This window comes from Paenibacillus sp. FSL R7-0312, from assembly GCF_038004445.1.
Taxonomy (GTDB): domain Bacteria; phylum Bacillota; class Bacilli; order Paenibacillales; family Paenibacillaceae; genus Paenibacillus_AQ.
Genome location: NZ_JBBORE010000001.1, coordinates 2,127,182 through 2,140,349 on the forward strand (window position 1 = coordinate 2,127,182; position 13,168 = coordinate 2,140,349).

General features: G+C 49.6%; 11 protein-coding genes. All 11 read left to right on the forward strand.

The annotated features are described in order from the left end of the window. Position 1 precedes the first annotated feature (1 nt). Positions 2 to 199, forward strand: a complete 198-nt coding sequence (locus MKX70_RS09395) for a hypothetical protein (protein WP_340782026.1) — start codon at positions 2 to 4, stop codon at positions 197 to 199. Then, a complete protein-coding gene (locus MKX70_RS09400; protein WP_340839937.1) occupies positions 186 to 575 on the forward strand; it encodes a hypothetical protein in 390 nt (129 codons plus the stop codon). Before MKX70_RS09395 ends, MKX70_RS09400 begins: the two co-directional genes overlap by 14 nt. After that, positions 547 to 1,254: a M15 family metallopeptidase gene (locus tag MKX70_RS09405; RefSeq protein ID WP_340839938.1), complete on the forward strand. Its 708-nt coding sequence runs from the start codon at positions 547 to 549 to the stop codon at positions 1,252 to 1,254. Before MKX70_RS09400 ends, MKX70_RS09405 begins: the two co-directional genes overlap by 29 nt. Continuing rightward, positions 1,254 to 1,535 (forward strand): holin, encoded by a 282-nt coding sequence (locus MKX70_RS09410; RefSeq protein WP_042239899.1) that lies wholly within the window; start codon positions 1,254 to 1,256, stop codon positions 1,533 to 1,535. Before MKX70_RS09405 ends, MKX70_RS09410 begins: the two co-directional genes overlap by 1 nt. 288 nt (positions 1,536 to 1,823) lie before the next feature. Next, positions 1,824 to 4,616: a phosphoenolpyruvate carboxylase gene (gene ppc, locus MKX70_RS09415; protein ID WP_042239897.1), complete on the forward strand. Its 2,793-nt coding sequence runs from the start codon at positions 1,824 to 1,826 to the stop codon at positions 4,614 to 4,616. Positions 4,617 to 5,348: 732 nt separating this feature from the next. Continuing rightward, positions 5,349 to 5,915 (forward strand): RNA polymerase sigma factor SigW, encoded by a 567-nt coding sequence (gene sigW / locus MKX70_RS09420; RefSeq protein ID WP_039294228.1) that lies wholly within the window; start codon positions 5,349 to 5,351, stop codon positions 5,913 to 5,915. Positions 5,916 to 6,038: 123 nt separating this feature from the next. Further along, positions 6,039 to 6,653, forward strand: coding sequence for a zf-HC2 domain-containing protein (locus MKX70_RS09425; RefSeq protein ID WP_042239889.1), 615 nt, complete (start codon positions 6,039 to 6,041; stop codon positions 6,651 to 6,653). A gap of 211 nt (positions 6,654 to 6,864) precedes the next feature. Beyond that, positions 6,865 to 7,695, forward strand: a complete 831-nt coding sequence (gene cdaA, locus MKX70_RS09430; protein WP_042239887.1) for a diadenylate cyclase CdaA — start codon at positions 6,865 to 6,867, stop codon at positions 7,693 to 7,695. Continuing rightward, a complete protein-coding gene (locus MKX70_RS09435) occupies positions 7,688 to 9,136 on the forward strand; it encodes a CdaR family protein (RefSeq protein WP_340839940.1) in 1,449 nt (482 codons plus the stop codon). Before cdaA ends, MKX70_RS09435 begins: the two co-directional genes overlap by 8 nt. Before the next feature lie 111 nt (positions 9,137 to 9,247). Continuing rightward, positions 9,248 to 10,588, forward strand: a complete 1,341-nt coding sequence (glmM, locus tag MKX70_RS09440; RefSeq protein WP_042239885.1) for a phosphoglucosamine mutase — start codon at positions 9,248 to 9,250, stop codon at positions 10,586 to 10,588. 646 nt (positions 10,589 to 11,234) lie between these two features. Beyond that, positions 11,235 to 13,067: a glutamine--fructose-6-phosphate transaminase (isomerizing) gene (glmS, locus tag MKX70_RS09445; protein ID WP_340839941.1), complete on the forward strand. Its 1,833-nt coding sequence runs from the start codon at positions 11,235 to 11,237 to the stop codon at positions 13,065 to 13,067. Positions 13,068 to 13,168: the final 101 nt, after the last annotated feature.

A 13,168-nucleotide genomic window follows, 5' to 3' on the forward strand; every position in this document is an offset into this window, starting at 1 on the left:
CGTGCTGAGTGAGTGGATCAAGCGACTATCTCCCCTGCACCGGGATAGAGAACGGAAGCTGACGCAAGCGGGAATGAGAGTATCGCTCTCTATCCGAAGGTACAAGAATGTCTCCAAAGAAATTCAAGATGAAATCAGGAACAACGGGTTCGCCGAGTTCCTAATCTATGATCGGGGGGCAGAGGATGAGCATCATTGATATTGTGTTGTTCATAGCGTATTCCATATCCTTTATCTGTGCGCTGCTGCTGATAGCTGCGCTTTTTTTGTATTTCCGCAAAAGGTTCCAGGTACGCGTGGTCAGTCTGTTTATGCTGGCAGTGTTCTTTTTTCTGGGGGCGTATACCGTTAACATGGCGGTTGCCTTCTGGATCAGATTCAGTACTTCCGGTTCGGACGCTGTGCTGAGCTCGCTGCAATCGGAAGCCTGGGCCATTGCCCAGACGTGCACTACTGTAGGACTGGTCATTCTGACGCTGTTAATGTACACCAAATGCCAGGATTTTTTCTTGGTACTGTCCGGGATCAGGAAAGGGAGGGATCCGCATGCTGACTCTGACTCAGGTTTTAAATAGATCCGCTGCCCGTCTATCCGGACTCCATCCCGCCGTACTCGCCGCAGCTAAAACGCTGATTGAACGCTGCTATGCTTGCGGTGTTCCCATCCTGATTACCCAGGGACTGCGGACGACTGCCGAGCAGGATGCGCTCTATGCCCAGGGACGAACCAAGCCGGGAACGATTGTCACTAATGCACGCGGCGGATATAGCTATCACAATTATGGACTGGCGGTGGATTTTGCACTGCTGCTCCCGAATGGCTCAAGTGTTTCTTGGGATACGAACAAGGACGGGGACAATGACTGCACAGCCGATTGGCTGGAGGTGGTGCAGCAGGCCAAGGCAATCGGGTTTGAATGGGGCGGGGACTGGACCAGTTTCAAGGATTATCCGCATTTTCAGCTGAGCTTTGGAATGACGCTGGCAGCACTTCGGACAGGAGCGGAGCCTGCTACGGCAGCAGTGGCGGCAGTGTATGAACGCATTAAGCTTAAGGAGGAACAAACTGTGAAGAGTGAAATTACAGCAACGGTAAAAGTGAACGGAGTGAAGATTGTAGAAGGGATGCTGGAGAATGGTGTTACTTATGCTCCCGTTCGTGTGATCGCAGAAGCGCTAGGCGCACAGGTCGGCTACAATCCGGGTACAAAAACAGTGAATATTACAAGTAGCCACCAGAAGGGAGCAAACTGATGATTAACAGTGAACTGTTTGACAATGTGTTAGCTTTTGCTTCAATACTGGCCGTAGTTATTCTGGCTTTGGTGCAGCTGATCAAAAATAATACCCGTCTGCCGCGGGGCGTTATCCCGTTTGTAGGATTAGGCATAGGGTTACTGGTTGGAGCGGCAGCGTACCCTTTTACAGATCTCGGTATTACCCTTCGCCTCTGGGCAGGAGGGATTGCCGGACTGTCTGCTACAGGATTATTTGAATTGGCATTCAATAACCGGCCAGGGAATACCATGAAATGAAACATGACTTATAATTGACAGCTGGCTCTGAGGAGTCGGCTTTTTTTCTATTTTATGTCATGTAATATTACATATTAACTACATAAAACAGACAATATATATAGGAAGAGATACATAATTAATTCTGACTGCATAAATAACTGGATTGGTGTATAATCTTAATTGCTGTATCGCTTTACCGCGCAATAAAGTTGAAGATTTCCGGGCAGTTTTATTGTATGATATGAGGAAAGCTTTTAAATAGACAATGTTAAGAGCATTGATCCGGAAGAGGATGGGGGGAGCAGAATGACCGAACTTACGACTACCGTTAGCAAAAGCAACTCCAATAATCTGCTGCGGCGGGACGTACGGTTCTTGGGGAATATTCTGGGCGAAGTCTTGGTACACCAAGGTGGCAACGAACTGCTGGATATCGTGGAGAAGATCCGTGAAACCAGTAAATCGCTGCGCTCATTGTTTTTGCCTGAACTGCACAATGAATTTAAAGAGCTAATTAGTTCACTGGATACGGAGAACCGGCATCAGGTGATACGGGCTTTCGCCATTTATTTTCAATTAGTGAACATAGCCGAGCAGAATCACCGGATTCGCCGTAAGCGCGATTATGAACGTTCTGCCGGGGAGACCGTACAGCCAGGGTCGATTGAAAGCGCGATTCAGGAGCTCCGCGAGCGGGATTTCTCCCACGAGGATGTTCATGAGATTATGAACGGCCTGTCTCTGGAACTAGTTATGACGGCTCACCCTACGGAAGCTATGCGCCGTGCGATCCTCGATATCCACAAACGGATCTCCGATGATGTCATGGGACTGGATAATCCGACTCTGACGTTCCGCGAACGCGAACAGCTCCGTGAGAAGCTGCTGAATGAAGTGATTACACTGTGGCAGACGGATGAGTTGCGCGACCGTAAGCCTACTGTGCTCGATGAAGTGCGCAATGGCATGTACTATTTCCATGAGACGATTTTTGAAGTTCTGCCGGATGTCTATCAAGAACTTGAGCGATGTTTGAGTAAGTACTATCCTGGCCAGAACTGGCATGTGCCAACTTATCTTCGTTTCGGTTCATGGATTGGCGGCGACCGCGACGGTAACCCTTCCGTGACAGCAGCCGTAACTATGCAGACGCTGCGTCTGCAGCGCAAACTGGCCATTCGTGAGTATCAGCGGATTATGCGCGAATTGATGCAGTACCTAAGCTTTAGTACAAGCATCGTCAATGTGACGCCGGAGCTGCTGGAGTCCATTGAGAAGGACCGTAATATTATCAATCTTAACCGGGTTGATGCCTGGCGTAATGATAATGAACCATACCGGATTAAGCTCAGCTATATGATCTCCAAGACACAGAATGTTCTGGACGATGAGAAAAAAGGCACGCCTGTGCGCTACTCCTCACCAGAGCAATTTATAGATGATTTGAACGTGATTGATCGCAGCCTGCGGCATCACTATGCTGATTATGTAGCAGACACCTACATTAAGAAGCTAATCCGCCAGGTGGAGCTGTTCGGCTTCCATACGTCAACCCTGGACGTCCGCCAGCACAGCCAGGAGCATGAGAATGCGATGACGGAGATTCTGGCCAAAATGAATGTTACACCGGATTACTCCAAGCTGGAGGAGAAACAAAAGATTGAGCTGCTCGAAAAGCTGCTGAATGATCCGCGTCCGCTGACATCCCCTTACCAGTCTTATAGTGAAGGTACGGAGGAATGCCTTGCGGTATACCGGACGATCTTCCAGGCGCAGGAGGAATACGGCAAGCAATGTATCACAAGCTATCTGATCAGTATGGCGGAAGCAGCCAGTGATATTCTTGAAGTCATGGTATTCTCCAAAGAAGTGGGACTGTTCCGCAAAGACAACGATGGTACAGTGGTTTGTACTTTGCAGGCGGTGCCGTTGTTTGAAACCATTGACGACCTTCATGAGGCACCGCAGATTATGCATACGCTGCTCAGCATGCCGATCTACCGCGATGCCGTTACTGCGATGAATGACCTGCAGGAAATCATGCTTGGTTATTCGGACAGTAATAAGGACGGTGGTGTGGTTACTGCGAACTGGGAGCTGCGCGTTGCCCTGAAGCAGATTACAGCGACTGCCGATGAATTCGGCATTAAGCTGAAGTTCTTCCATGGACGCGGCGGAGCCCTCGGACGTGGCGGTATGCCGCTGAACCGGAGTATTCTGGCCCAGCCGGCTTCCACCATTGGCGGCGGTATCAAGATTACCGAGCAGGGGGAGGTGATCTCTTCCCGGTATTCGATGAAAGGCATTGCTTACCGCAGTCTGGAGCAGGCGACATCTGCTCTGGTTACGGCAGCCATTCATGCCAGATCGCCACAGGCGGATCTGTATGAAGCGAAGTGGGATGAGATTATTGCGCGCATCTCTGAAGTCTCCCTGAACAAATATCAGGATCTGATCTTCCGTGATCCAGATTTCCTGACGTACTTCAAAGAATCAACCCCGCTGCCGGAGGTTGGGGAACTGAATATCGGTTCACGTCCTTCGAAGCGTAAGAACAGTGAACGCTTCGAGGATCTGCGTGCCATCCCTTGGGTATTCGCCTGGACGCAGAGCCGTTATCTGCTGCCTGCATGGTATGCGGCCGGAACAGGACTGCAGAGCTTCTATGAGGATAAAGAAGAGAATTTGAAGATCATGCAGCATATGTATGCCAACTTCTCTTTCTTCACGACCTTGATCGATACCCTGCAGATGGCTATTGCCAAGGCGGATCTCGTAATCGCCAAGGAATATGCCGGCATGGGCAAAAACGAAGAGGCGCGTCAGCGGATCTTCGGCCAGATTGAAGCCGAATTCAAGCTGACCTCCGAGCTGATCCTGAAGATTACCGGTCAGCAGGACATTCTGGATAATGTTCCGGTTATTCAGGAATCGATCCGCCTGCGTAACCCGTATGTTGATCCGCTCAGCTACCTGCAGGTTCAGCTCCTTGCCGAGCTTCGCGCCCTGCGCGATGTGGAGGGCGATGACGCTGAGCTGCTGCGCGAGGTACTGCTTACCATCAACGGTATTGCCGCCGGTCTCCGGAATACCGGCTGATGCCTTTGCTTGAGCTCTTGCTTGTTCGGTCTTGATCTAGCGATCTTGATCTTAAAGTCGGCGAAGCCGCTTTGCTTTAAAGGGTTTGCGTTTTTAATCTTGCTCTTTTGATCTTGCCTAGCTGATCTTGATCTTAAAGTCGGTGAAGCCGCTTTGCTTTAAAGGGTTTGCGCTTTTGATCTTACTTTTACGATCTTGATCTAGCTGATCTTGATCTTAAAGTCGGCGAAGCCGCTTTAAAAGGTTTGTTTGTGTCTGAAGCCAGGGAATCCGCTTCAGGAAACCCCGTCCGCCCTCTTACCCGGAGGATGGACGGGGTTTTTATCTTTCTAAGTGAGGCCGGGAGTCATTGACCCGGCCGAACCCATGCACACCCCATTGTTGCCTGAGATATACTTTGGGCAACAAAAAAGAGGTCCCCCATGGCTGATGGAGACGGCGGAGCGGAAATTTGGAACTGGAGGAGCGGCAGCGTTCGCCTTTATTGGCAGATTTCGACCGCAGATTGCGGTTCCAATCAGGAAATCTGCCAATAACAGCGACCGGAAGTCCAAATGTTCTGCGCAGTCCGCGACTAATCAGCCCGCCTGTCCTCTTTTCCAATCACAATATATAGAAGGTAACAATACAAACCTTGATTTTTGCAAGAACTTGAATTACGATTTATATGCTTGTACCGTGGATTTTCGGAAACTGAGATACCAAGGGCGGCAAGTCTGGGGGAGTTAACAGGTGGAGAATCTGGAAGGCAGATTGACAAAGCTCGCCTTGAAGGGCGACCAAAGGGCATTTGCCGAGCTTGTGGAACTATATAAAGACAAAATATATCATTTGGCTTACCGTATGCTGAATAACCGCCATGAGGCGGAAGATATTGTTCAGGAAACGTTTTTGCGCGTGTACCGAAATTTGGACCGTTATGATGATAAACAGAAGTTCTCAACGTGGATCTACCGTATCGGTACGAACCTTTGTATTGACCGGCTGCGCAAGCGGCGCCCAACGTATTCATTAGATGCCGAGATGAACGATCAAGAGGGAATTGACGGGTATTCGATGATTCCGAGCGATAATGTGACACCGGAGACAGAACTGCTGCTCTCAGAGACTCAGAGCCTCATCTATGAAGCCATCGACAGTCTGCCCGTGAAATACAGATCGGTGATGATACTGCGCTATCTGCAGGATTTATCGCTTCAGGAAATCAGTGATGTGCTGGATATGCCTGTGACGACGATCAAGACCCGTGTGCATCGAGGACGTGAGTTTTTACGTAAAAAATTAGGCCCTAAATTGTAAAAATAGATTATTTTTTATGAAACTCCTGCATGGCAGTGACGTATGTAAGTTAAGCAAGTCTTATGCGTCCTGCTCCTATGTCTTGAAAGAATTAAATAAGCACTCATGAAAGGATTGGCTCCTATGGAATGCAAACTGGCCGTCTCTATGATGCACGACTACCTGGATGACGACTTGCCCGAACTGCAGCAGAGGGAATTGAAGGAGCATCTTCTATCCTGTACGGATTGCCGTGCGAAGTTCAAGGAACTGGAACAGACCGATATGCTGATGTTTTCCCTGATGCACCAGACCCCTGTTGCCTCGGAGGATCTTGTAGGCCGGATTATGAATTCATTACCGAAACCCAAGAAGGAAAGAGCTTTTATCACCTGGATCAAACGACATCCGGCGCTTACGGCAGCCTCTGTGTTTATCTTCGTGATGCTGATGAGTTCTGTAACTTTTTGGAATCAGGATAGACAGCTTGTAGTCAGAGGGACTGACCTCGATCAGGTTGTTATCCAAGGGGATACGGTTATCGTACCTTCCGGCAAAGTCATTTCCGGCAATCTGACGGTGGAGAACGGTAAAACTCAAGTTTATGGGGAAGTCAACGGCAATGTGACGGTGATCGACGGCTCGCTGTATCAGGCTTCAACCGCCCATATTTCCGGGCAAGTCAAAAGCATAGACCAAGCGGTAAGCTGGCTCTGGTATAAAGTGACGAACATGTTCTCTGAAGTTGCCTACCGATAGCTAATGTTGGTCGCTTGTAGCAGAAAACTCATTTGCGCCTCTTTTTCCGGAAAGATGGCGCTTTTTTGTTGCCTGAAAACACCAGTTTTGCAATTTGCTTCAGCCCTAAACTTGCAACCGGAGGCAGAACGTTATAACCTAGATATGATAAAGTGCTAACATACAATTTACATAAACCCAGCTAATTTTGAAATGACGGGGGTTTTCGGCCATGAGCTATTTTACCGACCTTACATGGAAAGAGTCCATTAAAGATATAATTGATATTCTGATTGTCAGCTACATCATCTACAAAGTACTGAATATGGTGCGCGGTACGCGGGCTGTTCAGCTCCTGAAGGGAATTCTGGTCCTGGTTGTAATCTGGGGGGGCAGTACCCTATTGGATTTGTACACGCTCAAATGGCTGATGAACCAGATGTTTACGTTTGGGGTATTTGCGATCTTTATTATTTTTCAGCCGGAACTGCGCAGGGGGCTGGAACAGCTCGGCCGGGGGAAATTCTTCGGGCGGACTGCCGAGAATGATGAAGAGATCAGTAAATTAATTGGGGAAGTTATAAAAGCTGTGAATTATTTAGCTGTGCGCAAAATCGGGGCATTAATCGTATTTGAACGGGCCACAGGGCTTAATGAATATACGGAATCCGGGATCGCCATGCGTTCGGAAGTCAGCTCTGAGCTGCTGATTAATATCTTCATTCCCAATACACCGCTGCACGACGGGGCGCTGATTATGCAGGGGAGCCAGATTGCTGCGGCCGCCTGTTACCTGCCATTGTCAGAGAATCCATTCATCAGCAAGGAGCTCGGAACAAGGCATCGTGCCGCCATCGGTATTAGTGAAGTGGCAGACTCCGTATCTGTTGTCGTCTCCGAGGAGACCGGACAGATCTCTCTGGCCATCAACGGACAAATCGTCCGGGATATTAAGGAAGAGTCGCTGATCTCGAAGCTGCATCAAGAGCTGAGTGCAAGCTCACTCCTGAAGGATAAAGGTTCCGCTTTCTGGAAATGGAGGGGGACTAAGAACAATGGATAAATGGATGAAGAATAATAACTTCAACAAAATTCTTGCGCTTGCCCTCAGTATTATTCTCTGGACCATTGTACATGTAGATACGGCACCGGCGAATCAGACTACGGTTAATACCGAATCGAAGACGATCGAGAATGTCAAAGTGGAGATTGAAGGCTTCGACAGTGATGCTTATGTACTGACCAAGGATGTAGATAGCGTAAGGATGGAGGTAAGGGGCAAGAGGTCCGATCTTACCTACAAGTTCTCCGATGCCTACCGGGTGTGGCTGGATCTTAGTGATGTGAAACCCGGCGACAATACGCTTCCCTTAATGTATTCGACGCCGAGTGGTGTAACCTTGGATGATATGGTGCCGAATCAGGTGAATGTGCATATTGAGCTGCGGACGACCAAGTCTTTTCCGGTAACCCTGAATATCACGGGGGAGCCTGCAGCAGGTTATCAGGTGGGGGCTCCGGTGGTTGACCCGGTATCGGCAGAGGTGACCCTTCCGGCCAGTGAACTCGGACGGGTAGCGAAGGTACAGGGGGATATTGAGCTGGATGGCGAGAATGAGCCGTTCAGTGAGAAGAAGCTGAAGCTCTATGCTTATGACAGTGAAGGAAACGAGCTGAAGGATGCTATGATCGAACCTTCAACAGTAGGTGTAGAACTGCCTATTACGCTCCCATCCAAAACACTGCCGCTGGATATCAGCTATACCGGCAGTCTGCCCGGTTCACTGGTCCTGTCCCGGGTTACGCCTGAACAGGATATGGTGACTGTATATGGCAGTGCGGAGATATTGCAGAACCTATCCTCCTATGAGGCGGTTCTTAATCTAAGCTCCATTACTGCTGCCGGTACAGAACAGCTGAAGCTGGAGCTGAAGCCGCCAGAAGGGACCGGTAAGATCGAACCGGCGGCCATGAATGTATCGGTCTCAACAGCGGAGATCGCCCAGCGGACGATCTCCGCTGTGCCTATAAAGCTGGAGGGTGTAGCTACCGGGCTGACGGCCCTTATATTAGATCCTGTGAGCACCTCCATGGATCTGACGGTATCGGGTGCGCCCACCCTTCTGGACCAGCTGGACCAGGATAATGTCAGTGTGGTTGCTGATGTGGGCGGGCTTACGGCTGGAATTCATGATATTCCGCTGCAAATCTCCCTTCCCCGGTTCATAGCACTGCAGAATGACGGTCCGCAGCTTACTGCAAAGGTAGAACTGCTGGCTCCAGCTACACCGGAGCCTTCTGCCGGTGCTGACAACAGCACGGCAGTTCCTACTACGGAGCCCAGTGCTGAGCCGGCTGCCGTTGAGGAGACGCCCTTAGAGCCGTCTCCTACCCATACTGACGAGTCTGCAGAGCCGACCCCGACTCTGTCACACACTCCTGCGGAGAACACGGCTACACCGGCAGCAGGCGGGAATAACGCCGGAAGTACGGGGGGGACGTAACTTTTTGTTCAAGAACACGTCTATTTATTAGGCATCTCATATACACGGAATAAAGAATCAATCATACTATAATTTATTAAGCTGAAGCAGCGTATTAGAAGGAGAAAAAAGATGGGTAAGTATTTCGGAACAGATGGCGTACGCGGTGTCGCAAACCGTGAATTAACAGCGGAGATGGCCTACAGCATTGGACGCTGCGGTGGATATGTACTGGCAGGAAATGTGGAAAAGCCTAAGGTCGTAATTGGGATGGATACACGGATTTCTGGTCCGCTCCTGGAATCGGCACTGATTGCCGGGTTATTGTCCATTGGTGCGGATGTAGTCCGCCTGGGTGTAGTATCTACACCTGCGGTTGCTTATATTACAAGATTGCTCAAGGCGGATGCCGGCGTCATGATTTCAGCTTCGCATAACCCCGTGGAAGATAACGGGATTAAGTTTTTTGGCGGAGACGGCTTCAAATTGACTGATGAAACAGAGCTGCGTATTGAAGAACTGATGGATGCCGAGCAGGATGAGCTGCCGCGTCCGGTCGGATCGGGTCTCGGTACGCTCCAGGTAGATAATGATGCCAAATATCTGTATCTGGAATATTTGAAAACGACGATCGACCAGAACTTCAAGGGCATTAAGGTAGTACTGGACTGTGCGCACGGCGCTGCTTATGAGCTGGCACCACGGCTGTTCAGAGAGCTGGGAGCCGAAGTAATCTCCATCGGTGCAGAGCCGGACGGGCTTAACATTAATGATGGATTCGGTTCCACGCATCCGGAGACCCTGCGTGCGGAAGTACTGCGTCACGGGGCGGACCTGGGACTCGCATTTGACGGCGATGCCGACCGCCTGATTGCTATCGATGAGAACGGCGATGAGGTTGACGGTGACTTTATCCTCTGCATTTGCGGGGATGCCATGAATCGTGCAGGGAAGCTGAAAGACGGTACAATTGTATCTACAGTAATGAGCAATATCGGATTCTACAAAGCGACAGAGAAATTATCGCTGAATACGGCGAAGACTGCTGTCGGCGACCGGTATGTCATGGAAGAAATGCGCCGTGGCGGTTATAACCTGGGCGGAGAACAATCCGGCCATGTAATCTTCCTGGACTACAATACGACAGGTGACGGTATTCTGACGGCGATTCAACTGGTCAATACCATGAAGAGTTCCGGCAAAAAGCTTAGCACACTGAAGTCCATGATGACCAAATATCCGCAGGTACTGGTAAATGTGCGTGTGCAGGACAAAACCAATTATCCGAACAATCCGGCAATTGAAGCTGCGATCATAGAAGTGGAAGGCAAGCTAGGCGACAACGGGCGTGTATTGGTGCGTCCTTCGGGAACCGAGCCGCTGATCCGTGTAATGGCGGAAGGACCGGATAAGGCTGAGCTTGATCTTTTTGTAGGACAGATTGTTGAAGTGGTGCAGCGCGAGCTGGTGTAATTACACTAATAAAGTAAAATGGGCAGCCGGTGGGACGGAGGAGTAATATTCGTTCACCGGCTGAACCTTTAATGTGGACGATGTTTTCAATTGAAATGGATGAAAAAGGTTTTCTTTGCCGCATCATTGCCAAAACGATGTAAGGTGCATATAATAGACTAAGTGTCATTCCAGAAGGAAAGCGAGGATAGTAAGGTTGAAGCAATGCAAGCGCCAGAGCTTGATCTTGCGCGGGGGAGAAGGGAAGACTGGAAGCTGCCATTAAGGGCAGAACGGCCTGAACGGATCACGGCAGATGTAAGCTGACGAGGTGGAGGTGTTCGAAATGTTCGGCGGGGACCTCCCGGTGATGCACCAGAGCCGTAAATGGAAGCGGAAAATGCGAGGGCGACCTCTCACACAACGCTCCTGTGGGTGCCAATTGAAATGTACAAATCATGGGTATGCGCATGCAGGAAACGCAGATGGTTCTGCCACGGCAGAGGAGAAGACTGTGCATTTTCGTGACTATAGATGCAAGTGACAGGTTATTTTGTTGATCTGTAAATGACAACAACATATTTGCTTTTCTTCAAAACATGCCGCACGGCACGTTTCTTTCCTCATGGCCGCCCTTACTACGAAAAATTGGACGGAGGAAAATATAATGTGTGGTATTGTGGGATATATTGGTAATCAGAATTCGCAGGGGATCTTGGTCGAGGGTTTGAAGAAGCTGGAGTATCGCGGGTATGATTCCGCAGGTATTGCCGTATTCACTAAGGAAGGTCTGCAGGTTGTAAAAGCACAGGGCCGTATGGCGAACCTGGAATCCCGTCTCGAAGCAACTCCACTGACTGGAAGCGCAGGAATTGGCCACACCCGCTGGGCAACACACGGCAAGCCATCCGATGAGAACTCTCATCCGCACACAGATAACACCCACAAATTCTCCGTAGTTCATAACGGGATTGTTGAGAACTATCTGGATCTCAAGGAAGAACTGATTGCTGGAGGAGCTAATTTCTCTTCCGAAACAGATACCGAAGTTATCTCCCATCTGATTGCGCGTGAATACAATGGGGATATCGTGAAGGCTGTGCAAAAAGCGATCACTTATATGCGCGGTGCGTTCGCGCTGGGTGTTCTGACTGAATATGAACCGGATAAACTGGTAGCTGTACGTCAGGCCAGTCCGCTGATTATCGGTCTTGGAGAAGGCGAGAACTTTATCGGGTCTGATATTCCTGCTCTGCTGGAATATACCCGCAACGTATATATTCTGAACGACGGCGAAATGGCTGTATTGACACGGGATGCTGTCGAACTCATGACGATTGAAGGCAACTTTATTTCTCGGGAAATGATTACTGTCGATTGGGATGCTGTTACCGCAGAAAAAGGCGGTTATGAGCACTTCATGCTGAAAGAAATCCACGAGCAGCCAAAGGCTTACCGCGATACAATGCGCGGACGCATGAATGCTGCAGGCAACAAAGTCATTCTGCCTGAGCTTAACCTGACTGAAGAACAAATTAAGAACATCCGGAACATTCAGATCGTCGCTTGCGGTACTGCTTATAATGCTGGTCTCGTAGGTCGTAACCTGATTGAGTCCCTGGTACGTATTCCGGTAGAGAATGACATTGCTTCCGAATACCGTTACCGTGCGCCAATCGTGACTCCGGAAACACTGGTTATCGTAGTCAGCCAATCCGGTGAAACTGCCGATACACTGGCTGCTCTTCGCGAAGGTCAAGCCAACGGAGCCCATGTTCTGGCAATCACTAACGTGGTAGGCAGCTCTATTGCCCGGGAAGCTAACAGTGTACTGGTAACACTGGCTGGTCCAGAAATCGCTGTAGCTTCGACCAAAGCTTATACTTCCCAGTTGATCGCATTCACGTTGCTGGGTCTGTACCTGGCTGAAGTACGCGGCACCCAGTCTGAACCAGAAGTGGCTAAGATTCTGGCAGCTATGCAGTCCCTGCCGGAGCAAGTAGAAGTAATCCTGGCTCAGAAAGACGCGATTAAAGCTTACGCCGAGCAAATCGCTGAGCATAAGCACCTCTTCTTCATCGGCCGCGGCGTAGATTACGCAGTCGCCCAAGAAGGATCGCTGAAGCTGAAAGAAATCTCCTACATTCACTCCGAAGCTTATGCTGCGGGTGAACTGAAGCATGGTACACTGGCGCTGATCGAAGAAGGCGTTCCTGTCATTGCCCTGGCAACCCAGGAATTCGTGCTTGAGAAGACCGTCAGCAACATCAAAGAAGTGAAGGCCCGCGGAGCACATGTGCTGGCCATCACTCATGAAGAACACAAAAACGATCTGCTCAGATCCGTTGACCAGGTGTTCGTGATTCCTCAGACCCTGCCGCTGCTGACCTCTGCACTGTCCGTAGTGTCGCTGCAACTGCTGGCTTACTACGCCTCATTGGCTCTGGGTCATGATGTTGATAAGCCAAGAAACTTGGCTAAGAGTGTTACTGTTGAATAAATGAGGGAATTGGCGTCATGGTGATTGTTCAGAGACATTAATGTTAGTAACTGAACATTAATGTTAGTAACTGGTTTTATAAAAATTTCAAATGGGAGTAG

Bases quoted from the DNA above. Each gene is read 5' to 3' on its own strand.
- MKX70_RS09400 (WP_340839937.1), top strand. From the start codon at position 186: ATGAGCATCATTGATATTGTGTTGTTCATAGCGTATTCCATATCCTTT.
- MKX70_RS09405 (WP_340839938.1), top strand. From the start codon at position 547: ATGCTGACTCTGACTCAGGTTTTAAATAGATCCGCTGCCCGTCTATCC.
- MKX70_RS09410 (WP_042239899.1), top strand. From the start codon at position 1,254: ATGATTAACAGTGAACTGTTTGACAATGTGTTAGCTTTTGCTTCAATA.
- ppc (WP_042239897.1), top strand. From the start codon at position 1,824: ATGACCGAACTTACGACTACCGTTAGCAAAAGCAACTCCAATAATCTG.
- MKX70_RS09425 (WP_042239889.1), top strand. From the start codon at position 6,039: ATGGAATGCAAACTGGCCGTCTCTATGATGCACGACTACCTGGATGAC.
- cdaA (WP_042239887.1), top strand. From the start codon at position 6,865: ATGAGCTATTTTACCGACCTTACATGGAAAGAGTCCATTAAAGATATA.
- MKX70_RS09435 (WP_340839940.1), top strand. From the start codon at position 7,688: ATGGATAAATGGATGAAGAATAATAACTTCAACAAAATTCTTGCGCTT.
- glmM (WP_042239885.1), top strand. From the start codon at position 9,248: ATGGGTAAGTATTTCGGAACAGATGGCGTACGCGGTGTCGCAAACCGT.
- glmS (WP_340839941.1), top strand. From the start codon at position 11,235: ATGTGTGGTATTGTGGGATATATTGGTAATCAGAATTCGCAGGGGATC.